Source organism: Hafnia psychrotolerans, from assembly GCF_014639435.1.
Taxonomy (GTDB): Bacteria; Pseudomonadota; Gammaproteobacteria; order Enterobacterales; family Enterobacteriaceae; genus Ewingella; species Ewingella psychrotolerans.
The window spans coordinates 135,533-159,886 of the sequence record NZ_BMFZ01000001.1 but is presented as its reverse complement, the minus strand read 5'-3'; the positions used below and the strand labels follow the sequence as shown (position 1 = coordinate 159,886).

The 24,354-nt window shown below is 51.6% G+C and carries 24 protein-coding genes; 5 read left to right on the top strand and 19 right to left on the bottom strand.

The genetic code is table 11. From position 1 onward, the window contains the following. Window positions 1-3: 3 nt before the first annotated feature. From IEV89_RS00735 to IEV89_RS00725, 3 genes are all read left to right on the top strand, one after another. A complete protein-coding gene (locus IEV89_RS00735; protein ID WP_188469432.1) occupies window positions 4-1,086 on the top strand; it encodes a LacI family DNA-binding transcriptional regulator in 1,083 nt (360 codons plus the stop codon). A 135-nt stretch (window positions 1,087-1,221) separates the two neighbouring features. Beyond that, complete coding sequence (locus IEV89_RS00730) at window positions 1,222-2,256, top strand: M4 family metallopeptidase (protein WP_188469430.1); 1,035 nt, start codon at window positions 1,222-1,224, stop codon at window positions 2,254-2,256. Beyond that, window positions 2,257-2,589, top strand: coding sequence for a protealysin inhibitor emfourin (locus IEV89_RS00725; protein ID WP_188469428.1), 333 nt, complete (start codon window positions 2,257-2,259; stop codon window positions 2,587-2,589). Here the strand turns inward: IEV89_RS00725 and IEV89_RS00720 are convergent. From IEV89_RS00720 to trmJ, 16 genes are all read right to left on the bottom strand, one after another. Continuing rightward, on the bottom strand, window positions 2,586-2,813 hold the full coding sequence (locus IEV89_RS00720) for a zinc ribbon domain-containing protein (RefSeq protein WP_188469426.1): 228 nt from the start codon (window positions 2,811-2,813) through the stop codon (window positions 2,586-2,588). The two genes, IEV89_RS00725 and IEV89_RS00720, sit on opposite strands and share 4 nt — an antisense overlap. 23 nt (window positions 2,814-2,836) lie before the next feature. Further along, window positions 2,837-3,793 carry an AEC family transporter gene (locus tag IEV89_RS00715; protein WP_188469424.1) on the bottom strand — a complete coding sequence of 319 codons (957 nt, stop codon included), beginning with the start codon at window positions 3,791-3,793 and terminating at the stop codon, window positions 2,837-2,839. Window positions 3,794-3,859: 66 nt separating this feature from the next. Further along, window positions 3,860-5,350: a ribosome biogenesis GTPase Der gene (der, locus tag IEV89_RS00710; protein ID WP_188469422.1), complete on the bottom strand. Its 1,491-nt coding sequence runs from the start codon at window positions 5,348-5,350 to the stop codon at window positions 3,860-3,862. A 249-nt stretch (window positions 5,351-5,599) separates the two neighbouring features. Further along, window positions 5,600-6,781 (bottom strand): outer membrane protein assembly factor BamB, encoded by a 1,182-nt coding sequence (gene bamB / locus IEV89_RS00705; RefSeq protein WP_188469420.1) that lies wholly within the window; start codon window positions 6,779-6,781, stop codon window positions 5,600-5,602. An 11-nt stretch (window positions 6,782-6,792) separates the two neighbouring features. Then, a complete protein-coding gene (locus IEV89_RS00700; RefSeq protein ID WP_188469418.1) occupies window positions 6,793-7,413 on the bottom strand; it encodes a YfgM family protein in 621 nt (206 codons plus the stop codon). A 13-nt stretch (window positions 7,414-7,426) separates the two neighbouring features. Beyond that, entirely contained in the window at window positions 7,427-8,701 is a 1,275-nt protein-coding gene (hisS, locus tag IEV89_RS00695) for a histidine--tRNA ligase (RefSeq protein ID WP_188469416.1), read from the bottom strand. 131 nt (window positions 8,702-8,832) lie between these two features. Continuing rightward, window positions 8,833-9,954: a flavodoxin-dependent (E)-4-hydroxy-3-methylbut-2-enyl-diphosphate synthase gene (gene ispG, locus IEV89_RS00690; RefSeq protein ID WP_188469414.1), complete on the bottom strand. Its 1,122-nt coding sequence runs from the start codon at window positions 9,952-9,954 to the stop codon at window positions 8,833-8,835. A 41-nt stretch (window positions 9,955-9,995) separates the two neighbouring features. Continuing rightward, window positions 9,996-10,988, bottom strand: a complete 993-nt coding sequence (rodZ, locus tag IEV89_RS00685; RefSeq protein WP_188469412.1) for a cytoskeleton protein RodZ — start codon at window positions 10,986-10,988, stop codon at window positions 9,996-9,998. Continuing rightward, window positions 10,978-11,739, bottom strand: a complete 762-nt coding sequence (pilW, locus tag IEV89_RS00680; RefSeq protein WP_188469410.1) for a type IV pilus biogenesis/stability protein PilW — start codon at window positions 11,737-11,739, stop codon at window positions 10,978-10,980. The genes rodZ and pilW overlap by 11 nt, the downstream gene beginning before the upstream one ends. Before the next feature lie 107 nt (window positions 11,740-11,846). Next, window positions 11,847-13,043 (bottom strand): dual-specificity RNA methyltransferase RlmN, encoded by a 1,197-nt coding sequence (rlmN, locus tag IEV89_RS00675; protein WP_188469408.1) that lies wholly within the window; start codon window positions 13,041-13,043, stop codon window positions 11,847-11,849. A 256-nt stretch (window positions 13,044-13,299) separates the two neighbouring features. Then, entirely contained in the window at window positions 13,300-13,725 is a 426-nt protein-coding gene (gene ndk, locus IEV89_RS00670) for a nucleoside-diphosphate kinase (RefSeq protein WP_140470980.1), read from the bottom strand. 250 nt (window positions 13,726-13,975) lie between these two features. Beyond that, window positions 13,976-14,833, bottom strand: coding sequence for an enhanced serine sensitivity protein SseB (gene sseB / locus IEV89_RS00665; protein WP_188469406.1), 858 nt, complete (start codon window positions 14,831-14,833; stop codon window positions 13,976-13,978). Window positions 14,834-14,903: 70 nt separating this feature from the next. Continuing rightward, on the bottom strand, window positions 14,904-16,214 hold the full coding sequence (pepB, locus tag IEV89_RS00660; protein ID WP_188469405.1) for an aminopeptidase PepB: 1,311 nt from the start codon (window positions 16,212-16,214) through the stop codon (window positions 14,904-14,906). 111 nt (window positions 16,215-16,325) lie between these two features. Next, a complete protein-coding gene (locus IEV89_RS00655; protein ID WP_188469403.1) occupies window positions 16,326-17,495 on the bottom strand; it encodes an IscS subfamily cysteine desulfurase in 1,170 nt (389 codons plus the stop codon). Window positions 17,496-17,671: 176 nt separating this feature from the next. Next, entirely contained in the window at window positions 17,672-18,166 is a 495-nt protein-coding gene (gene iscR / locus IEV89_RS00650; RefSeq protein WP_188469400.1) for a Fe-S cluster assembly transcriptional regulator IscR, read from the bottom strand. A gap of 104 nt (window positions 18,167-18,270) precedes the next feature. Continuing rightward, window positions 18,271-18,999 carry a tRNA (cytosine(32)/uridine(32)-2'-O)-methyltransferase TrmJ gene (gene trmJ / locus IEV89_RS00645; RefSeq protein ID WP_188469399.1) on the bottom strand — a complete coding sequence of 243 codons (729 nt, stop codon included), beginning with the start codon at window positions 18,997-18,999 and terminating at the stop codon, window positions 18,271-18,273. A gap of 127 nt (window positions 19,000-19,126) precedes the next feature. Between trmJ and suhB the strand changes: the two genes are divergently transcribed. Beyond that, window positions 19,127-19,930 (top strand): inositol-1-monophosphatase, encoded by an 804-nt coding sequence (gene suhB / locus IEV89_RS00640; protein ID WP_188469397.1) that lies wholly within the window; start codon window positions 19,127-19,129, stop codon window positions 19,928-19,930. Between the two features lie 74 nt (window positions 19,931-20,004). Here suhB and IEV89_RS00635 read toward each other — a convergent pair whose 3' ends face one another. Further along, complete coding sequence (locus IEV89_RS00635) at window positions 20,005-21,009, bottom strand: nickel/cobalt transporter (protein ID WP_188469395.1); 1,005 nt, start codon at window positions 21,007-21,009, stop codon at window positions 20,005-20,007. Then, window positions 21,000-21,620: a DUF1007 family protein gene (locus tag IEV89_RS00630; RefSeq protein ID WP_229746352.1), complete on the bottom strand. Its 621-nt coding sequence runs from the start codon at window positions 21,618-21,620 to the stop codon at window positions 21,000-21,002. Before IEV89_RS00630 ends, IEV89_RS00635 begins: the two co-directional genes overlap by 10 nt. A 254-nt stretch (window positions 21,621-21,874) precedes the next feature. Between IEV89_RS00630 and csiE the strand changes: the two genes are divergently transcribed. After that, window positions 21,875-23,170 (top strand): stationary phase inducible protein CsiE, encoded by a 1,296-nt coding sequence (csiE, locus tag IEV89_RS00625; RefSeq protein ID WP_188469391.1) that lies wholly within the window; start codon window positions 21,875-21,877, stop codon window positions 23,168-23,170. On the opposite strand, the gene IEV89_RS00620 is transcribed toward csiE, so the two are convergent. Beyond that, a complete protein-coding gene (locus tag IEV89_RS00620) occupies window positions 23,167-24,315 on the bottom strand; it encodes a 3-phenylpropionate MFS transporter (protein ID WP_188469389.1) in 1,149 nt (382 codons plus the stop codon). The two genes, csiE and IEV89_RS00620, sit on opposite strands and share 4 nt — an antisense overlap. Window positions 24,316-24,354: the final 39 nt, after the last annotated feature.

Below are 24,354 nucleotides of genomic sequence, written 5' to 3'. Positions count from 1 at the left end.
ACTTTGAAAGGAAAACTAAAAATCCAGCAAATTGCCGACCAAACGGGGCTATCGATCAGCACCGTTTCGCGCGTTTTAGCGGGGAAAAATAATACCAGCGCCAAAGCTCGTGCCCAGGTGATGGAATGTGCAAAGTCACAGGGCATCTTTACCGGGCTGTCGACCGGCCGGCTAATGCTGAACAACATTATGATTTTCGCCCCGGCCCGCGCCTTCGATGTGCGTAGCGATATTTTCTATTACAAAGTGGTTCAGGGCATTCTGGAGGCTACCGCACCTCATGAAGTGCGCGTGCGTTATTGCGCGATGGAAGAAGAGAATGCCGATGCAGCCCTGTTTATCGCAAAGATGACCGACCCGTTGACCGAAGCAGCATTGTTGGTTGGCATTGACGATCCGCATATCCATCAGCTTGCCGCCGAAATGGGTAAACCCTGTGTACTGGTGAACTGCCATGACCGGTATATGCGCCACGACAGCGTGAGCCCAGATCATCAAACCATGGGCGATTTTGCCTGCGACTATCTGTTCTCTCAGGGACATCAACATATCGTGACGCTGCAATGCCTGCGCCGTCATACCATGGAATTGCGCCTGACGGGCATCAAGCAGGCGTTCTCGCGCCATCATCATACCTTTAGCGACAGCCATCATTTGCTTGTCACCTCGGGATTTGGTGCGCAGGAAAGTGAACAGGTGCTGCTTAACTATCTGGATGCCTTACCGCCGGGCCAGCCGCTGCCGACGGCGATTCTGGCCGGTGGTGACTTCATGGCATCCGGCGTGGTTGCCGCACTGAGTAAGAAAGGGCTGTCAGTGCCTGGAAATATCAGCGTGCTCAGCACCGATGGGTTTAATCTGGCGGAAATTCATGATGTGCCACTGACAGCTGTGCACGTTCCGCGCGATGAGCTGGGAACAGAGACCATTGCACTCTTACAGCGGCGTATGCTGCGTCCTGACGCGCCATACACGACACAGTTATTGCAGGGAAGGTTAGTGGTCAGGGAATCGGTGTGTAAGGCCTCCGGCCGCGCAGTGACGCCCCACCCCCATCAATTGTATGACCTGCAGCCGGACAGATAAATCTCATCTTTAATGGTATGACGTGGAGCAGTTCTATACTAAATGGTGACGGCTATTCATTAGCCGCTTTTCAGTATCTGACTTTCAGAACACCTTTCTTTCACCTCAGGGTGAACCTTGATAAGGAGATTCACGATGAATCATCGTTCAGCGAAACGTTATAGCAGCGTCATCCCGCCCTACATGCTCAACCGCATCATCGAACATGGCTCAGAACCGCAGAAACGATGTGCGCGCCAGACCCTGGTCCATGTCAATACGCTGATGGCAGAACCTTATGCCAAGTCTACAGCGGTGAAAACAGCCAAAGCGGGCCAGGTGGAGCGGGATATTTATGATGCTAAAAACGCGACCACCTTACCGGGCGAATCCGTTCGCAAAGAGGGCCAGGCCAGCAACGGTGATATCACCGTTGATGAAGCTTATGATTATCTTGGCGTCACTTATGATTTCTTCTGGCAGGCGTACCAACGTAACTCACTCGATAACAAAGGGCTGCCGCTGTTAGGGACAGTGCACTACGATAAGGACTACGAGAACGCCTTCTGGAATGGTCAACAGATGGTGTTTGGCGACGGTGACGGCGAGATCTTCAATCGTTTCACGATTGCCATCGATGTCGTCGGCCATGAGCTTGCCCACGGTGTCACGGAAAGCGAAGCCGGACTGGAATATAACGGGCAATCTGGCGCATTGAATGAATCGCTGTCTGACGTGTTTGGCTCGCTGGTTAAACAGTTTCACCTGAAACAAACCGCCGATAAAGCAGACTGGATCATCGGAGAAGGTTTACTGGCTAAAGGCATTCATGGCACCGGCCTGCGTTCAATGTCGCATCCCGGCACCGCCTACGATGATCCGCTGCTCGGCAAAGATCCGCAGCCTGCCGACATGGGTGGTTACGTGAAAACCCGCGACGATAACGGCGGTGTACACATCAATTCCGGGATCCCCAATCGTGCATTTTATCTTGCTGCAACCAAACTGGGCGGTAATGCCTGGGAGCGCGCTGGGTATGTGTGGTATGACACCCTGTGCGACAAGTCACTGCCGCAAGATGCCGACTTTGCTACCTTTGCCCAGAAGACCATTGCACATGCTGAAAAGCGTTTTGACAGCGCCGCCGCACAGGCGGTACGGGAAGCCTGGGAGCAAGTCGGAGTGATGTAAATGAAACCATTGGACACACTGGATAGCAGTGCCGTAATTGAAATGTATCGGGAAGGTGGAATAGCGTTTATGCCAAAACTCAACGGGCCTCGTCGTGTTGAACTGGCCGGAATGAGCGATGATAAACGCCGCAAAATTTGCCAGCTGATTAATCAGTCCCTGCCCTATGCCAAACCGCCCGAAAAGGTTGGGCATGGCGATCAACGCTATTATCGGCTGGATATTCACTATGCCACACCCGGTCAGTCCGGCAGTCTGATGGTGATTATTCCTGAAAATCAAATCCCCGCTGAACTGGTCGAGTTGTGGAAAGCGGCCTCGCCAGACGGTTAATCGCCCAAAGGCGCATAGCTGAACACCACCCGCTTTTTAGAGATCATCCCATGCTCGTTTTGGCAGAAGTAATCTACCGCACCGCAGGCTTTCAACGCCTGTAATGGCAGATGACAATCAGGGCAGTGAGGCGTTTGTTTATACTCCGCATGGCAAGTGTCACAATGGAAGTGACCACTTACCCAGCTCATCGGCTGGCCGCAAACCGGACAGTATGCATCCATCTCTTTATCCCCCAATGATAATGTTAGACCACGCCCAGCGTCCGTAATAAATACAGCCCCAATGCGGTAGTCAAAAATGATCCCAGGGTAGTCACGGCAATGATATTTGCAGCCAATGTCGCGTTTCCCCCCATTGCGCGGGTCATGACGTAACTTCCCGCCGCCGTTGGTGTACAAGAAAAGAGGAAAATAACACCAAGCGGCACACCGCGAAAACCCAAGGCCCAGGCCCCGAAGGTCATCAGTGCGGGAACAAATACCACTCGCGATGCCGATGACCATGCTGCGACGCCAGAACTGCGGAACATTGCCCGCCAGTCCAGACTCGCGCCGGCACACAACATCGCCAGCGGCAGCGCCATACCTGAGATAAATGACCCCGTGCTGGCAATGGTATTCGGCATCGGCAAATGGCTGTACTGAAATGCCAGACCTGAAACCAGCCCGAGAATCAGCGGATTCGTCACGATGCCGCGTAAAATCGACTGTATCCCGATCCCTTTGCCCTGCCCACCTTGCAAACTTCGGGTCAGCGTGATCACCGACAGTACGTTGAACAAAATGACGGTTACTGCCAAATACATTGAGCCGAGAGCAACACCTTCTCTGCCAAATGCCAGCGAAGCATAAGCCAGGCCAGCGATCCCCGTATTGGCGCGAAATCCCCCCTGAACAAAAATTCCGCGTTCTCGCGGATTTTTCACCAGCTTCAGTGCGACCAGTTCAAGCAACAAGAAAGCGACCACCGTTGCAACGCCGCCATAAATGGCCAGCGGCAGGTTGGAGCCGGAAGAGTCGTGCCCTTGCGCTACGCTGAAGAAAAGCAGGCAAGGTAGCGCGATATTGAACACCAACCGGCTGGCTTTCTCATTAAAACTGTCGTCCATCAGGCCAGTCCGACGCAGCAACATGCCTAATAACAGGATCAATAAATTGGGAACCGTCACACCAAATGCAAAACTCCAGGTCTGCCAAAACATCCGGACTGCTCCTTGCGAGGGAAATGAGACAAAAAAAGGGGGTACATTTTCATGCACCCCATCAATTTAGGATTTGTTTTTCAGATGCTGCAGAAGACGTCTGCGCTTACGCTGCTGGTGTGGCGACAGCGAGTTCTTTTTGCCTTCATAAGGGTTTTCACCCTCTTTGAACTGGATGCGGATCGGTGTTCCCATCACTTTCAATGAACGACGGAAATAGTTCATCAGATAACGCTTGTAGGAATCAGCCAGGTCTTTCACCTGATTGCCGTGGATGACCACGATCGGCGGGTTATACCCACCAGCGTGAGCATACTTCAGTTTCACGCGACGACCATTAACCAACGGCGGCTGATGATCGTCAGCGGCCATCTGCATGATACGCGTCAGCATCGAGGTGCTGACGCGGGTGGTCGCACAGGTATAGGCCTCTATCACTGATTCGAACAGATTACCCACGCCGCTGCCGTGCAGAGCGGAGATAAAGTGAATACGTGCGAAATCGACGAAACCGAGACGCAGATCCAACTGATCCTTAACCTGAGCACGCTCATCTTCGCTCATGCCATCCCATTTATTGACTACGATCAGCAGTGAGCGCCCACTATTAAGAATGAAGCCCAACAGCGAAAGGTCCTGATCCGAGATGCCGTCGCGTGCATCGATAACCAGCATCACCACGTTGGCATCTTCGATGGCTTTCAACGTCTTGATAACGGAGAATTTCTCAACGGTTTCCGTCACTTTGCCGCGTTTACGTACACCCGCGGTATCGATCAGGACGTATTCACGTTCATCGCGGATCATCGGAATATAAATACTGTCACGGGTGGTGCCCGGCATGTCGTAAACCACGACGCGCTCTTCGCCCAGAATACGGTTAGTAAGTGTGGACTTACCTACGTTAGGACGCCCAACGATAGCCAGTTTGATCGGTAAAGAGCGTGGGTCGAAGTCATCTTCGACGTCGGCTGGGATTTCGTCTTCTTCAAGGCCAGCTTCCTGCTCCGCCCAATAGGCGGCATTCGCCTCTTCTTCGGTCAGTTCCACTTCTTCTGGCGCGGCACCCACGAATGGCACCAGCACGTGCTCAATCAGTTGTGCCACACCACGGCCATGCGAAGCCGCAATGGGATAGACTTCGCCTAACCCCAGCGCGTAAAAATCGCCTACGGCGCTGTCAGGATCAAGACCATCCGTTTTGTTAGCGACCAGGAAGGTGGCTTTGTCACGGCTGCGAAGATGCTGGGCAATGCCCTGATCAGCAGGCATCAGGCCCGCTCGCGCATCAACCATAAACAGCACGATGTCCGCTTCTTCGATAGCCAGCAGTGACTGCCCCGCCATACGGGTTTCTACGCCATCTTCTGTACCGTCAATACCTCCGGTATCAACGATGATGAATTCGTTACCCTCAATCTCAGCACGACCATACTTGCGGTCACGCGTTAGCCCCGGGAAATCCGCGACCAACGCATCACGCGTTTTGGTCAAACGGTTAAATAAAGTGGATTTACCCACATTCGGGCGCCCAACCAGCGCGACGACAGGTATCATTTTTGAAGCCTCAATTTTTTTATTGCAAAAAGTTCTAATGCAAAAATTCTAATGCACAAGTTATAACGCAAAACATTAAGAGTGACATCGCGATAAAAAACCGCAAATCACTATAAATCAATTCATTACATCGCAGCCGAAGGTGGCAGGCTGCGTATATTTCAGAATACGAAACGGCCCCTGATACATTCAGGAGCCGTTTTTAAGCCCGGTTAACTTCAATCCCGGGCCAGACGCTGTTAGCGAAAGTTAGCGGGTGAAGGAGTAAACTTCACCGCCTTTTGCCTGGATAACCAGCTTATCGCTTGCGACGATTGGCGCACCGAGGAAGCCGGAACTATCGACTTTCTGCTGCACCACGAAACGGCCATCAGTGGTATTGATCCAGTGCAGATAACCTTCGGAATCACCGACCACAATATACCCATTATACAACACAGGCGCTGTCAGGTTACGGTGCAATAAATCACTTTGACGCCACAGGCTTACACCGCCCTGGGTATCAAGAGCCATGACACGGTCGTCCTGATCAACAATATAAATGTGACCAGCATCGACGATAAAGTCACTGATCGAACCGACATCACGTTTCCACGCTATCTGGCCAGAACGGAGGTCCATCGCCACCAGACTGCCATTGTAAGCCAGCGCATAAACTACGCCATCAACGATAATCGGCGTGGTATCAACATCACTCAGACGGTCAATCTCTGTTGCACCACTCGGCTGAGAAATACGTTGCTGCCAGATCATCTGGCCTTCTTTCATCATCACAGCGCTCACGCGACCATTGTCACCACCAACAATGGCAGCGCCAAATGCGGTAGCCGGAGCAGACTCGCCGCGCAGGGAGAGCGTTGGCATATCAAGGTTAGCCGTCCACTGGATGCTGCCATCCGTTTCACTCAGCCCTTGTAACATACCGTTGCCGGTGTGAATCAGTACCAAGCCGTCACTGACCACTGGGCGTGAAAGCGCTTCACCCGCCACACTGGTCTGCCACGCGATGCTGCCATCACTGCTGTTCAATGCGTAAACGATAGCTTTCTCGCTACCAATATAGACATGCGAACCTGCGGCGGTAACACCACCTGAAAGTTGCGCTGAGTTATTGCTGGAGAAGAAACCCGTTTTTTCAGACAGGTTCACTTTCCACTTTTCTTTACCACTGTCTGCATCAAGTGCTTTTACGATGCCAAAACGGTCAGCTGCATAAATTGTATTATCTTGCCAGGCCGGACGTAGGTGCGAGTAGTAATCACCAACACCATCACCGACGGATGTACTCCAGACTTTCGTCGGTGTGAATTGATTTTCAACTTTCGGCAATGGGGACATCTTGACGACATCTTCTTCGCTGTTAAACAAAGAACAGCCACTCAGCAGGGCAACAGAGACCCATCCTACCAAGAGTGTTTTACGCAATTGCATCGGGGTTCCCCTTAGCTGGATAAGTTGTTCAATTTCATACGCAACATGTTTTGCAGCGTTTGAGAAGGTTTAGAATCGAGGCCTTTGCTGTAGGCTTCACGTGCGCCTTTTGCATCGCCTTTCGCCAGCAGGACATTACCGCGAACATCTTGTTGCAGCGCTGTCCAGCCTTCACCCTTCACGCCATCTAACGTTTTGAGTGCGTCATCGAACTTGTTTTGCTGTATCTGGATACGCGCTAAACGCAGATTCACCAGCGACAGTAAATTCTCTTCTTTTGCCTGTCCCTGTGCCTGAGTCAGTTGCTTCTCGGCATTGGCAAAGTCTTTGACTTGCGCAAAATGGTCAGCCAATTGCAAAGCAGCAAATACGCCGTAATTGTTACTATTGCTCTGGACAAATTTTTCCAGGTCTTCAACACCCTGGGCTTTTTTATCCGTCATGGCCTGATTGGCTTGCTGAAAAGCAGCGGAAGCTTGTGTCATCTCAGAACTTTGATGGGTTTGCCAGTAACGCCAGCCACCCAATGCGGCAATGCCCAGCACAACGCCTATCGCCAATGCTTTTCCATTTTCAGCAAAGAAACGACGAACGGCATCAGCTTGTTCGTTTTCAGTGGTATAGACTTCCACGTGGTCTTTCTCCTTAACCTATCATCGAGGCCAAACGCGCAGCGAGGGAGCTTTGCGCCAGCGTTTCTTGCTCACCACTTCGCAGATCTTTAACCACTACCTGCCGGGCCGCGACTTCGTTTTCACCTAATACCAGAGCGACACGCGCTCCCCATTTGTCAGCGCGGGCAAACTGCTTCTTGAAGTTGCCACCGCCGTAGTTAGTCATCACTTTCATCTCTGGCAGCGCATCACGCAGGGATTCAGCCAGTTGCATAGCCACGCCCTGAGTACCAGCACCGGAAGAAATCACATAAGCATCCACCGTGGCAGGCGCTTTGAAATCAGGATTGACAGCCTGAACCAATAACACCAACCGCTCAAGACCCATTGCAAAGCCAACCGCAGGTGTTGCACGCCCGCCTAACTGTTCTACTAAGCCATCATAACGGCCACCGGCACAGACGGTTCCCTGTGCGCCAAGATTGGTGGTTACCCATTCGAAGACGGTACGGTTGTAGTAATCAAGGCCACGAACCAGACGCTGATTTACCGTATATGGGATACCTGCTTGCTCTAAAAGTTCACACAGACCAGCAAAGTGTTCTTTAGATTCGGGATCCAGGTATTCAGCCAGTTCCGGTGCATCGTTCAATAGAACCTGCACATCTGGATTTTTAGAGTCCAGAACGCGCAGCGGATTGGTGTACATGCGACGTTTACAGTCTTCGTCCAGCTTATCTTTATGCTGCTCGAGATAGGCTACCAGCGCCTCGCGGTAATCGGCACGGGCTTCAAGCGAGCCAATAGAGTTCAGTTCGAGTGCAACATGCTCAGAAATACCCAGCGCACGCCACCAGCGCGCAGTCAGCAGGATCAGTTCAGCATCAATGTCCGGGCCCTGCAGGCCGAAGACTTCAACACCCAACTGGTTAAACTGGCGATAGCGCCCTTTTTGCGGGCGTTCGTAGCGGAACATCGGGCCGATGTACCACAAACGCTGTTCCTGATTGTACAGCAGACCATGCTCAATACCGGCACGCACACAGCCCGCCGTTCCTTCAGGCCGCAGCGTCAGACTTTCACCGTTGCGATCTTCGAAGGAATACATCTCTTTTTCTACGACATCAGTCACTTCACCAATGGCGCGTTTAAATAACGGGGTCTGCTCTACAATCGGCATACGGATTTCACTGTATCCGTAATTACCCAGCACCTGCTTAAGGATGCCTTCGATCTTCTGCCACAGCGCGGTATCTTCCGGCAGGTAATCGTTCATGCCACGAATGGCCTGGATATTCTTTGCCACGTCAATTCTCTACCGTTTTATAAAAAATGAACCCGATTATAAGGGCTTTGCGTCACGCGGTTCAACGCACAGACGCTTCCCACTGTCGGGTCCAATATAATGCAGGGGCTTAAACGCGCCCGCAACCGATGTTACTTTTCGATATGATTGATAACGATACGATTACTCTTATCCATGATGGCTGCCTTCGCGCGGATCTTCGCTTCAAGCTGGTCGATCATTTTTTCGTTATCAAAACGCTCTCTCTGACGCACGCCGTCTTCGTAAAAACCGCTCTTGTTATGACCGCCGGTAACGCCAATGGTGGAAACCAGTGCTTCGCCAGGTCCGTTCACCACACATCCGATAATAGAGATATCCATCGGGGTGATCAGATCCTCAAGGCGCTGTTCCAATGCATTAACGGTACCGATAACGTCAAACTCTTGGCGCGAACACGTCGGGCAGGCAATGAAGTTAATACCACGGGCTCGAATACGCAGGGATTTTAGAATGTCAAAACCGACTTTGACTTCTTCCACAGGATCGGCAGCCAGTGAGATACGCAACGTATCACCAATACCTTCGGACAACAGCAAACCAAGACCAATTGCAGATTTCACGGACCCACTGCGCATCCCCCCCGCTTCGGTAATACCTAAATGAAGGGGTTGATCGATACGCGAAGCCAACAGGCGATATGACTCAACGGCCAGGAAAACATCAGAGGCTTTTACGCTGACTTTAAACTGATCAAAATTAAGACGATCGAGGATATCGACATGACGCATGGCAGATTCAAGCAGCGCTTCAGGCGTGGGTTCGCCATACTTTTCCTGGATATCTTTTTCCAGAGAACCGCCGTTCACACCAATACGTATAGGAATATTGTGGTCACGCGCGCAGTCGACCACAGAGCGAATGCGGGACTCGTTACCGATGTTGCCCGGATTAATACGCAGGCAATCCACGCCATATTCTGCAACCTGCAGCGCAATACGGTAGTCGAAGTGGATATCGGCAACCAGTGGGACATTGACCTGTTGCTTGATCAGTTTGAAGGCTTCAGCAGCATCCATTGTCGGCACCGACACACGCACAATATCAACGCCAACACGTTCCAGCGCTTTAATTTGCGCTACAGTCGCAGCGACATCAGTAGTACGTGTGTTGGTCATTGATTGCACAGCAATCGGCGCACCATCACCGATTGGCACCTTGCCGACGTAAATCCGGGTTGATTTTCGACGGGTAATGGGTGCTTGGTTATGCATGACTTACTCTCCCTTGCTGCAAGAATTTACGAGCCGCCGAATTATTCGGCAGCCAGAGTAAACCGCGCAACACGGCTTGATTTAACAAAACGGCTCAAATCAACAGGTTTACCTTGGAACTGGATTTCAACAGCACCAGGTGCACCAATTTTCAATTTGTATGGGGCAGTTCCTTTAACCGTTAAGGATTCGCCACCTTTCTTCATGCCGCTGAACAAGGTTTTGCCAGAAGCATCATCAATCTGCAACCAACAATCCGACTTGAACGTCAGCGCCACAGCATCAGCGGTTTGCGCATTGGTATTTGTACTCGCATCTGCCGTCGGCAGACTGTTCTCAGCCGTATTTTGGCTGGTCGATACTGCGACAGGCGCTTGCTGGGCTTGAGTAGCCGGAGCATTAGATGCCGCAGAGGTACTCATAGGTACTGAATTCGCAGGCTGTGCCGGAACGGCACCGGTGACGTCATCAGCAGGCGGCGTGCCTTGACTCGGCTCGCCTTCTGTTGGTGCCGAATTAGCATTGTCACCGTTGCTCAGGGCAATTGACTGCCCCTGAGCGTTATCCTGATTTAACTGCGCCGTTGACTGATCAGCCATCGCGACAATATCTTTCTGCTGTGCCTGATGGTTTTGCCACCACCATGCGCAAGTCAGACCGAGAACCACGAGCACGACTAACCATGTAAAGCCCATCAGCCAGCCATCACGTTTCTTACGTGATTTACCGAGTGAAAAACCTTGCATGGAGACAACTTTCGGCACTTTGATTGGCGCTTGTTTGCCAATCATGCTTGAAAGTTCATCTTCAGGTACATGGACTAATTTAGCGTAGGAACGAATGTAACCACGTAAAAACGTTGGCGCAAGATCGGCCGGCGTGGTCCCGTCTTCAATTTGGCGAATAGTCGAGACTTTGAGACACAGGCGTTCTGCAACGGCCTGATGAGTCAATCCCAGCTGTTCACGAGCTTGACTCAGGCGTGCACCTGTCGTCATTGTTTCTTTATTTTCTTTGGGGGCTTCAGTATTCATTAGCTAAGAACTGCTGGTACTGTTGAGATTGTGGAAAACTTCGCGCCAGTTGCTTGCCGTAGCGCTGAACGCTAACCGGATTGCTTGCTGACGCAGCGAATCGAATCTGTAACATGAGGCTTTCAGCACTGGCTGGCTGCACATGTTGGTAGACATCCAGTAGTACTTGCGCATGCGCGCGTTTCCCTTCGCCAAATTGTTTAGTTGCTTCAGCAAGCAAAGGCCCACCTTTATCAGGATCAATTTTTAATGCCCGACTCAGTAACACGCTTGCCTCCTCATTCTGATTGGCCTTCAGAAAACAGTAGCCTGCGTTTTCAAGACTGTCAGCCACCTGACCGTAATCTGGAACATTAGCCGCCGCGCTAAACTGCTGTTGTGCCGGTACATACTGCCCTAAACTACACAGAAACGCACCGTAATTATTCAGCACGGTTCCATTTTGCGGGGCCAGCTTCAAAGCCTGTTGATAGCGGCTTCGGGCCGCGTCGTTATCGCCGTTTTTTTGCTCGTAAAGCGCCATACCCAACTGAGTACGATAATCGTCTGGTGCGCCTTTTACTGCCTGCTGTAAATTTGACTTAGCGCCGTCCATATTGCCCTGAGACAAATAGGCCATACCCAGCTCAAGGCGGGTTTGCAACGCACCAGTGGCCTGCTCAGGCGCAGGTTTAGAACTTGAGCAACCTGCGAGCAGGCAGAAGGTAAAGCTTAGCGCAAATGCCTGTCTCCATCCGAGTTCAATCGTCATACTTATTAAATCCCTTTATTTGCCATCGGCCGGACCTCAAAAAAACATAACTGTCTGCCTTACACCCGGTGACATCCGTCGTAAGGCAGATCAGCACATCACTGTTTTTAGACTGCCTTGATAGCGATAGATTCACCCGCCATCTTTTTCTTTAAAGCACGCTTGGTCCGGTCAATCACTTCACCCGCCAGTTGACCACAGGCGGCATCAATGTCATCACCACGGGTTTTACGTACAATGACAGTAAAACCATAATCCATCAGTACTTTAGAGAAGCGATCAATTCGGCTGTTTGAACTACGCCCATAAGGCGCGCCAGGGAACGGGTTCCACGGAATCAAGTTGATTTTACACGGCGTATTTTTCAGACGTTCTGCCAACTCGTGAGCATGCTCAGTACCATCGTTGATATGATCCAGCATCACATATTCAATCGTCACCCGGCCCTGATTAGCGTTGGATTTACTGATGTAACGCGCTACGGCCGCAAGGAAAGCGTCCATGTTGTATTTGCGGTTAATCGGGACGATTTCATCACGAATGGCGTCATTCGGCGCATGCAGTGAGATGGCCAGCGCCACGTCAATCATATCGCCCAGTTTATCCAGCGCAGGTACCACACCTGACGTTGAGAGCGTCACACGGCGCTTGGAAAGACCAAAACCGAAGTCGTCGAGCATGATTTCCATCGCCGGAACAACGTTATTCAGGTTGAGCAAAGGTTCCCCCATGCCCATCATCACCACATTGGTGATCGGGCGGGTGCCGGTCACTTTGGCCGCCCCTATGATTTTCGCCGCACGCCACACCTGACCGATAATCTCGGATACGCGCAGGTTACGGTTAAAACCTTGCTGAGCCGTTGAGCAGAAAGGACATTCCAGCGCACAACCCACCTGCGAAGAAACGCAAAGCGTGGCACGATCGCCATCCGGGATATACACGGTTTCGACCTGTTGATCGCCTACTTTGATGGCCCATTTAATGGTGCCATCAGTAGAGCGCTGTTCCAGTGCGACTTCCGGCGCGCGGATCTCGGCAACTCGGGCCAGCTTTTCACGCAGTGGACGGTTGATATCGGTCATCTGCTCGAAATCATCACTGCAATAATGGTACATCCACTTCATGACCTGATCGGCACGGAAGGGTTTTTCGCCCATGTTGGCAAAAAACTCACGCATCTGTTTGCGATTAAGATCGAGGAGGTTAATTTTGGCCACCACGGGTGCCACAGTATTCACGGCATCAGCGGGTTGAGAAGTCAGGTCAGTCAAGTTTTGCTCGGGCGTGTTTGATTCAAACATAATACGAATTGGCCTCGTTATTACACGTTATGGCATCAGGGAAGTGCAGAACTAATAAAGAACAGCCTGCAATACATTCTTTAACTATGGCTCTAGTTACGGCACGTTCAAAAATACATGCGCCCCAAAGAGGCTGGCTCATTCGGGGCGCAACATTGTACAAATTCTAGGGCAGGGTTTCTATGTTTGAAAGGCCAGACCCACATATTTATTGTATCTGTGGGTGAATGCTTCCAAAAATTCCAGCCACAAAATCTTAACGCGGACAGATTTCGCTTTCGGTGAAGAAGTAAGCGATTTCACGCTGTGCTGATTCAACAGCATCAGAACCGTGCACGGCATTAGCGGTAAAGCTGTCAGCGAAGTCAGCACGCAGAGTACCGGCAAGCGCGTTGTCTGGGTTAGTTGCCCCCATAATGTCACGGTTGCGCTGAACGGCATTTTCGCCTTCCAGAACCTGAACCATAATTGGGCCAGAGGTCATGAATTCAACCAGACCATCGAAGAAAGGACGACCTTTATGTTCAGCGTAAAAGCCCTCAGCCTGCTCTTTAGTCAATTTCAGCATTTTAGATGCGATGATCGTGAAACCAGCACGTTCAAAACGCGCGTAGATTGCGCCGATGTCGTTGTTAGCTACGGAGTTTGGCTTGATGATGGAAAAAGTACGTTGGATAGTCATGTAAAACCTCTGGCTGACTCTTATAGGTAGGGCCGGTTAATTTAATGTTACACCTGCCGTAAAATGGCGCAAATTATAGGGGGCGAAGTTAAGATTGCCTACCAGTATCACGCTATTTAGTTAAAAAAATGTGTCACTAAATGACTTTTGCAACTGAAGTCGCTATTTCTTTAGTATCTTGCTCGCCAACATCCGCGCGTTTAGCAAAATGAAAAGGAGCCAATGGCCCCTTTTCTATGACACGACGGGATCAGGCCTTACCGGATGAAGGAATGATGTTGCGTAGCCAACTGCCCCATTTGCGCTGATAAAAAGGCTGAGTGTGGCTAATCAAATAGTGGCTGATACCACGCTCTTTTTCAGAAACAACACAAAAATCAACCGGCAAATCATCTGGCGACGTTTCGCTGGCGACATTGCCCGCTTCGCGAATCAACTCATCCACTTCAGCTTCAGTCCCCTCAGCTTCAATACCGACCAAGAGGTTAGGCTGCTCATCAACGGCTTTATCGTGGATTAGCGCTAAGAAAGCACGACGGATCTGCTTTTTCTGGGTAAATAACGTGGTCAGGGCATCGACCATTGCCGATGGGTACTCCTCCGGCTGGCCAATCATCAGTTGGCTCTCTTTATCCAGCACCAGCTCAACCGGTGCAGTCAACCCTCCGGTTTTTAACAGCAGTGTCACCTCGCTCGCCGTGAACTCTTTACCGTACTCAGATTTTGGATTGAGGAACAGTTCCTCACCCAAGGTCATTTCAAACAAAACACGGGCAGGAAGCGCCACAAATGCCTGCTCTTCAGGACTTTCGCCCGCACTGGCGCGCTCAAGAACCTCGATAGATGAAAAAAGGGGAATGACTGAACTGCCTTCCTGTTTTTCCCAATGCAACAGATTGAGTTCACTGCCCGCGGTGATAGCCACCTCGCCCGCCCCTTCTTCCTGCTGGCCCGCATCGCCAAGCACATAGACCGTTGCATCAAGCAAAACCTGGTAGAACGCCGGGCGGTACGCCGCTTCAGTAACAGACAGGCGCAGCAAACGCTCAAGTTCATTTTCATTGTTAACCGCAGCTGCCGCTGGCAGGTGATCGTGCGGGACACTCATGTTATTTCACTCCGATAAAACAGGGCACCTTCCAGTGCCCTATTATAGTCTTTCTGTCACACCAGAAAATTTACTTCGCTTTTGCCAACAGCAGGTTAGCCACCGTTCTCACACCCAGGCCGGTTGCGCCAGCAGACCACTGGTCAGCCGCGCTTTTACGGTAGGTCGCTGAACAGTCGATGTGCAACCAGCCCTTTTTGTAGTTCTTAACAAAGTGAGACAAGAACGCCGCGGCGGTACTCGCCCCAGCGGTATGTGCCGGGCCTGCAATGTTGTTCAGCTCTGCAAAGTTGGACGGCAGATGCGAACGATGGAACTCTTCCAGCGGCAGACGCCAGAAAGGTTCGTGCTCGGCTTTGGCGCTGTTTTGCAATTCAGCCGCCAGTTCGTCGTCAAAGCTGAACACCGCATGATAATCATTACCCAGCGCCGTTTTGGCCGCGCCAGTCAGGGTCGCTGCGTCGATAATCAGTTCAGGATTTTGCTCAGAGGCATCAATCAGGCCATCAGCCAGCACCAGGCGGCCTTCCGCGTCGGTATTCATCACTTCAACCGTTTTACCGTTACGGTAGCGGATGATATCGCCCAATTTCAGTGCGTTACCGCTGACCATATTGTCCGCGCAGCACAGATAAAGCTTCACGCGCTTGTTTAGCCCGTTAGCCGCTGCCAATGCCAGAGCGCCGGTCAACGTGGCCGCACCACCCATATCGGCCTTCATGGAATCCATGCCCGCACTCGGTTTCAGGCTGTAACCTCCCGTATCAAAGGTGATCCCTTTACCAACCAGACAGGCATAAACCGGTTCGTCAGCGTTGCCGCTCGGGTTGTAGTCCAGTGCCAACAGCACAGGCGAACGGTCAGAACCGCGACCCACAATGTGTAAACCCGCATAGTTTTGCTGACGCAGGTCCTCGCCTTTGGTAATGCGGTAATTCACGTTGCCATTGCCAAATTCACACATCAAATCAACAGCACGGGTAGCCAGTTGCTCCGGCCCTAACTCTTCAGCCGGAAGATTGATGGTGTTACGGACCCAATCGATGATTTTCAGGCGTTGTTGCAAGGTCTGAGCGTCTTCAACTGACAGTTCAGCCCACTTCACGGTGCGGTTGCCTTTTGGCCCACGAAAACCCTGCCAGAAAGACCAGCTATTTTCCAGATCCCAGCCATCTCCGGCCAGTGTAACGTTCTTAATCCCCTGACCGTCGATACGGCGTGCCGCACGGGCAATCGTGGTCAATGCCTCGTCTGAGGTCAGATGAATAGTCATGCCTTCTGCATGAGCCGTTAGTGTCGCTTTTTCACCCCAGCGCGCATCAGCGGGCTGAGAGGAGATGAAAATGGGCATGGATTCATGGGTGGTGACTTCGGAACTCATAACTGCACTCCTGATTTTTTATCTTCAAAGAAAGTCATATTTTCAATGAACGTTTATTTTCAATGGCAGGCTTTTTTGTCCTGGCGTTCAATAGCGCTTTAATCAACACTATTAAGACGAAAATACTGGTGGCAATTCACGCAACCGATTGACAGATTTAACTATAAGTTCAATAGCATAGTCGACTTCATGCTGAGTGGTGAAGCGCCCCAGGGAGAAACGGATAGAACTGTGGGCCAGCTCTTCACTCAGACCCAAAGCGCGTAAAACATAAGACGGCTCAAGGCTGGCGGATGTACAGGCCGAACCTGATGACACCGCCAAATCTTTCAGCGCCATGATCAGTGATTCACCATCAACACCGGCAAAACTGACATTCAGGATATTGGGTGCTGCGCGTTTGGGCGTGCCATTGAGATGCACGTCTTGTAATTGCTGTATACCTTGCCACAAGCGATCGCGTAATGCATGCAGGCGCTGTGCTTCTTCGGCCATCTCTTCTTTCGCAATGCGAAACGCTTCTCCCATGCCAACAATCTGATGCACCGGCAATGTCCCTGAACGCATACCGCGCTCATGTCCGCCGCCGTGGATCTGCGCTTCGATGCGAACCTTCGGTTTACGACCAACGTACAAGCCGCCGATACCTTTAGGACCATAGATTTTATGTGCAGAGAAAGACATCAAATCCACCGGTAGCACATGCAGGTTTACCGGGATTTTGCCAACACTTTGCGTGGCGTCCACGTGGAAAATAATGCCACGACTGCGGCACAGTTCACCAATGGCGGCAATATCCTGAATCACACCAATTTCATTATTCACATGCATGATTGAGACCAGAATGGTGTCATCACGCAACGCAGCCTCAACGGCAGCGGGAGTAATAAAACCGTCCCGGCTCGGTGCCAGATAGGTCACCTCAAAACCTTCATTCTCCAATTGACGGCAGGTGTCCAGCACCGCTTTATGCTCAGTCTGACTCGTAATGATGTGCTGACCTTTATCGCGGTAGGCGTGCGCGGCACCTTTAATCGCCAGATTATCCGACTCAGTAGCACCCGAAGTGAACACTACTTCGCGGGGATCGGCGTTGATCAAGTCGGCAATCTGATTGCGGGCAACATCCACGGCCTCTTCCGCCTGCCAGCCAAAGCGATGCGAACGGGAAGCTGGATTACCGAAAATACCGTCCAAAGTGAGGCACTGCATCATGACCTGCGCAACCCGCGGATCGGCAGGTGTCGTGGCAGAATAATCCAGGTAGATAGGTAGTTTCATGGTGGGCATACTCCGTACTGCGCATTTGGGACGAACAAAAGTGGAAAAAGAAAGTTAGTTTAAAACGGCTTCCCTGATTGTTAAAAGGGAAATAGTGCCGTGGCTGAAATGATAAAAAAAAGGCTGCCATTGGCAGCCCTCTCATCATGCTAGAAATCGTCAGTCTAAAGACACACTCAGGCTCTTAAATTGACGTTGATGGTTTCAAGAATGCGGCTACTGGCCTGACGGCGTGGTTCACCGTTCTGGCGGTCGGCTACTTGCAGGATTTCCTGATTGTTGACCAATTCACCCAGCGTAATATTGTTGAGGAAGCCGCTGATGCGCTCACTCAGATCACGCCACAGAGTGTGGGTAAGACAACGTTCGCCATTCTGGCAGCCTTCTTTACCCTGGCAGCGCGTGGCGTCAACTGATTCATCAACGGCGGTGATCACCGCGCCAACGGCTATCTCACCAGCATCTTTACCCAGCAGATAACCACCACCCGGGCCACGCACGCTAGCGACCAGACCGTTTTTACGCAAACGCGAAAACAGCTGCTCAAGGTAAGAAAGAGAGATGCCCTGGCGTTCGGAGATATCGGCTAAAGGCACCGGACCTTCCTGTGAATGCAGTGCCACGTCAAGCATAGCGGTTACGGCATAACGACCCTTGGATGTCAGTCTCATAGCATGGTTACCTGTTGATGAATACGATGGGGTAGAACATACAAATAAGTCTGCCATTCCCGAGTAAAACAGTCAACTATTTAACCTAGTATTTTACTCAAGTATTATTTATGGCCTTTATCGACAGAGGTCAAAATGCCCCGCAGGATATTCAACTCCTGAGATTCAGGATGCGCACGGGTGAACAAACGGCGCAGTTTACTCATCACCTGGCCCGGATGCGCCGGACGGATAAAGCCAGTTTGCAGCAGGGTTTGTTCAAGATGCTGATAGAAGCGCTCGAGGTCATCCACCAACGGATAAGCGTCTTCTTCCGTCTGAACAGCCGGTTTGTCTGCTTCGAGCAAAGCCAGATGCGCGACGCGGACTTCATAAGCAATAATTTGCACCGCCATTGCCAGATTTAACGAGCTATATTCCGGATTCGCCGGAATGCAGACGTGGTAGTTACATTTTTGCAGCTCTTCGTTAGTCAGCCCTACACGTTCGCGGCCAAATACCAGCGCGACCGGCGCGGTTGCCGCCGTTTTGGCGCTTTTCTCACCGCATTCACGCGGTTCGAGCATTGGCCACGGCAGCGTGCGTGAGCGGGCACTGGTGCCGATCACTAAACTACAACCGGCCAGCGCGTCGTCGAGCGTATCAACGATTTTAGCATTGCCGATAACATCACTGGCGCCAGCGGACAAAGAGATGGCCTGAGAATCAGGCTTAACCAACGGGTTAACCAGATACAGGTTAGATAAGCCCATGGTTTTCATGGCGCGGGCAGTCGAACCCATGTTACCCGTGTGGGAGGTTTCAACCAAAACGATGCGGATATTGTGCAGCATAGAGACTCTGAGCGTAGCGGAAAATCACAACAGCTTAACACAGCGGTAGTCAACTTTACGAACCCCTGCTATACTGCGCGCCGTTTCCCGTATTCCCGTTCTTTAACATCCTAGTTGGAAGATATCCATGCATCCGATGCTCACCATCGCCGTGCGCGCTGCGCGCAAGGCCGGTAACCTGATTGCCAAACATTATGAAACGCCAGACTCTGTAGAAACGACTCAAAAAGGTACCAATGATTTTGTTACCAACGTAGATCGCGATGCAGAACACATGATTATCGACGTCATTCGCAAGTCTTATCCAAAACACACCATCATCAGTGAAGAGTGTGGCGAACTTGCAGGCGAAGACAAAGATGTACAATGGATTATCGACCCACTGGATGGCACCACCAACTTCGTTAAACGTCTCCCTCATTTTGCTGTTTCTATCGCCGTGCGCATCAAAGGCCGCACTGAAGTTGCGGTAGTTTACGACCCTATGCGTAACGAACTCTTCACCGCCAGCCGCGGTCAGGGCGCACAGCTCAACGGTTATCGTCTGCGCGGCACCAGCGCCAAAGATCTGGACGGCACTATTCTGGCGACCGGCTTCCCTTTCAAAGTGAAGCAACACGCAAACAGCTACATGAATATCCTCGGCAAACTGTTTGGCGAATGTGCTGACTTCCGCCGTACCGGTTCTGCTGCGCTGGATCTGGCCTACGTGGCTGCCGGCCGCGTTGACGGTTTCTTCGAAATCGGTCTGAAACCCTGGGATTTCGCCGGTGGCGAACTGCTGGTTCGTGAGTCAGGCGGTGTCGTGACCGATTTTGTTGGCGGCCATAACCATTACACTTCTGGCAACGTGGTTGCCGGTAACCCACGCGTGGTGAAAGGTATTCTGACAACTATGCGTGATGAACTGAGCGAAGCCCTGAAGCGCTAATTCTGTTTCAGACCGCTCAGTAATAAAAAACGGGTGCCAAAAGCACCCGTTTTTTATTACCTCAAATCTGGCCACTATCCTCGGCCGAAGGGACCTATCCCGCCACCAGCCGACGCTGCGCTGGCATTATAAAGCAACACTCCCGCCAACAGCAGGATCACTCCGCCCGCCAGCGCCAGTAATGACCACGCCACTGTTTGCCATGCCGCTGGCGTTCGTTTCGCACTAAGCTTTACGGCTACCGCCCGGCTGTAAAACACCAGCAGACCGATCAACGACACCGTAATCGACGTGCCGAGCGCCATCATCAGCGCGGAAAGCACGCCCCAGACATAGACACCAATCACTTTAGAAAACAGCAATACCATGATTGCCCCGGAGCAAGGCCGCAACCCCATCGCCAGAACGATCGTTGCCTGCGTGCGCCAGTCACTGCCCGCCTGAAGTTGTTGATCGGTGGGAAGATGCTGATGCCCACAGCCACAGTGATCATCATGAACATGTGGCCGAAGACGATGAATATGTAAACCTGGCTGTGGCCTGAGACTTTTCAGGGTGAGGTAACAACGCCGGATAGCACGCCAGCAAAGCAACACACCCAGCAGCATCACTAACAGGAAACTGCCCTTCTCCAACCAAAAACTGCTTTCGTGCAGCTGGCGCGACGAAAGCTGAAGCACTCCCAGCATCACCGTGACCAACAATACCGCCACCAGACCTTGCAGCACCGCGGAGGCGAATGTCAGTCTCAGACTATTTTTCAACCGGGAAGGATGGGTCGCTAAATAGGTGGTGATGACAATTTTGCCATGCCCAGGCCCTACTGCGTGGATGATGCCGTAAATCAGACTAAAGCCCATCAGCGTCAGACCAGCTTGGTGCGGACTGGCTTTCACTCGCTGTAAAAGATTGGCCAGTTCTTGGTGTAACTCCCGCTGCCAGATAATACTATTGAGCAAAATTCGCGGCCAGTATTGCCACAACAGCACACCACCTGTAGCCAGCAGCAGCAAAAACACCAGTAGAGGCCAGAGATCCCAGGCCCAATGGCGGCGGTTCTCACTTATATTCAATGACATTGTACGGTGACCTTTTGTGCGAACTGCTGGCCAAGATCCATGTCTTCCGGCGGCGCATCAGCCTTATCCAGTGACAGCGCATAACTTTGCAGTGAAGCATTCGGCATAGGGGTAAATAAACTTAGCGTGCAGGATTGTTCCAGTTCCGGCGGCAAATGCAGCGCACTCTGATCTTTATAGGTCATATCCACGAAGTAACTCGGATCGAAAGTGGAGAAAATCATCGGTTTTCCACTTAAAGGCTGCGGGACGGCCAGCGGCATCACAAACTCCAGCACCGCCTGATCGCCTTTGCGCGACAGCTTATATTCGCTGGGAAGGTCCCGATATTTAACCGGTTTACCGTCGCGATAAAAATCCGTGAAATAGTGCTGGCTGAGCACGCGGGCCATCACTTCGGCAGCCAGCTTTTTCCAGATATCCGAACCGGCTTTGGCTTTTTGTGCGTCATAGAGAAGATCTGCAGAAGTGATCACATCCATCGTCCAGACCATTTTCAGACCGGTCAACTGCTGTTGGTGAACCACCAGCGTGGTTTGCATATCGATAAAGCTGTGTGGGTGCGCCGAGACGGCCACTGGCCAAGCCAGACAGCTGCTCAGCAGCAGCATATTACAGCGAATATAGCGCCGATTTTTGGCGTAAAAAGAGATCTTTTCCATGGTTAAGGCCCGTAAAATCAATTATATGTCGTATATAACTGTTACAAAGTAACAGCTTTTTCTTAACCAATTAAGCCATCGAAAGAAATATCTGTGATCTGAGTTGTAACCCGGTGTAAAACCGTGAACTCCAGCCCGATGCGCAACAGCTCATTTGCTATGCTTAACTCATAATTTCATATTGAATGGTTACCGATAACGCTATGAGCCTGGACACTAACCCCGTGCCTGAGCTCTCCTGTCAACAACGACGCTGCCATGTTCTGTTGATGCTGTATGCGCCATTATCGGCGGTGCAACTGGAGACGATCAGCCGAATCAACGGCACAGATCTCCCGACAACCCGGCAGGATATTGCCGAGGTCACCCGCGAGATCCAGCGCTTACATCATCTTGATATTCTCCCCTACGGCGAAGATGCCTGCCATTTACAGGGAAGATTGCTGGATCAGCGACTGTGTCTGTTCAACGGACTACGGCGTGCTCTACGCACATCCCCGTGGTTTATCGACGATCATTTTACGCCCTGGCTGCATCAGGCTATGCAACCGCACCCCTTTGCTGACGACCATTTTCGCCAACAACAGCTGACGAACTTAATTGAGCGTTGCGCCATACGACTGGGTCGAGAATTCAGCGAGCGCGATCAGGCGTTCCTACGTATCTATCTACAATATTGCCTGTGGCAGAATGCCGGGCAAGGTCGCTCGCCTGTCGGCCCGCTCCAGTTTAATGCCCGACAATGTCAGTGGTTACGTGAGAAGCCGGAATACACTGCGGCCAGTATGCTGTTCAACGAATTGCAGCAGCTCAGTGCGGGTCTGTTGGCTGAAGAAGAGCGTGACTTTTTTATCCTGCTGCTCAGGTTACTGAAGAATCACAGTTATCACAGTTCAGGCTCAACGGAAGATCAACGACTGATGCGCCAAATTGAGCGGATGGTGGCAAACTTTCAGGATGTTGCCGGAATGAAATTCAGCAGCGACGAAGGGTTAATTCGTCAGTTGTTTGCTCATCTCGGTCCGGCCATTGAACGTTGCCATTTTGCCATCGGCATCGACAATTTATTGCAAGATGAAGTGACCCGCATGTATCCGCGGCTGGTGCGTACCTCTCGCAAAGCACTGGAGAGTTTTCAACTGGAGTATCAAATTCGTCTTTCAGAAGAGGAAATTGGACTGGTCGCCGTGACTTTTGGCGCCTGGCTGATGCAAGGCAATGCGCTACAGGAGAAACAGATTCTGCTGCTGATCAACGATAACCGGTCACTGGAAGAGGCTGTCGAGCAGCAAATCCGCGAAGCGACGTTACTGCCGCTCAACATTCAATATCAAACGCTGCTGGCGTTTCAACAACATGGTGCGCCGGATGGCGTTGCAATGATCGTTACGCCTTACGCCACCAAAAAAACCGATGCCGACCCTTTGGTGATCCATACTCAGCTTCCACTGACCAAAGAGCAGCGAAAACGTATCCGCTCACTGCTCGAAGCCCCTTAAGTCGCCGCGCTCGGTGTCACTCTTGGCCGAAGGAAAATAGCCGGAATCGCCAGTGCTGCCATCACGAAGAATAGCCCTGCATGCAAATATTCAAACAGGAAGCCCGACACCATGGTCATTACCGCGATACCGCCGCCCATCGCCAGTGCGGAATAGACCGACTGTAAACGGATCACCTGATCCCTTGGCCGTGACGCGATAAACCGCATCGCCGCCAAATGGCAAACAGTGAAAGTGCCGCAGTGCAGAATCTGAATCAAAATCAGCCAGGGCAGTTCAATAAAGGCACCCATCAGCGCCCAGCGCACCACGCCGCAGCAGGCCGATAGCAGTAACAGATCGCGCGCTGACCAGCGGCGAAAAAGCTGATTACTGAACGTGAAGACCAGCACTTCCGCCACGACACCCAGTGACCATAAATAGCCCACCACTGACGCTGAATACCCCTGCTCCTGCCAGTAAATAGCACTGAATCCGTAATACGCCGCATGCGCACCTTGTAATAAGGTGACGCACAGCAAAAAGCGCCAGACCGGGGTTTCACTGAGCAGGGCTTTCAATGAAATGGTCGGCGCATTGCTTTCGCGCTTCTCGCCTGCCGGTTTCACGCTTGGGCGCAGCAACATGCCGAGGAACATGGCCGCCACGGCAACGATCAGCGAGTACAGAATCGCATTGTGGCCGAACACTGAGATCAGCTTGCCGGTGAGGGCAGAGCCAATCACGAAGGCAATCGATCCCCAGACGCGGACTTTGCCGTAGTCCATGTTGATTTGTCGTTGCAACGTGCCGGATAAAGCATCCGTTAGCGGAACCAGTGGACCGAAGAACAGGCTGAAACCTGCGATGTTGATCATCAACCACGCCCAACTGTTGCCGAAGCAATAACCGACGGCAAAGACCAGGGTGAGCAGCGCCAGAATACGCAGACCGGTGACTAAATGTGCCGGGTCTTTGATGGCAGGGGAAATAATCAAGGTACCGAGGAAGCGTGAAACCAGACCGGCTCCCAGCAACAAACCAATACTTTCAGAAGAGATGCCCTCACCTTTGAGCCACACGCCAAAGAAAGGCAGGAAAATGCCATAACTGAAAAAATAGGTGAAATAGCTCAGTGCCAGCCAATAGGTTGAACGCAATACCATAATTCCTCCGGTTTGAGGACGATACTTTGACAGAGGTCA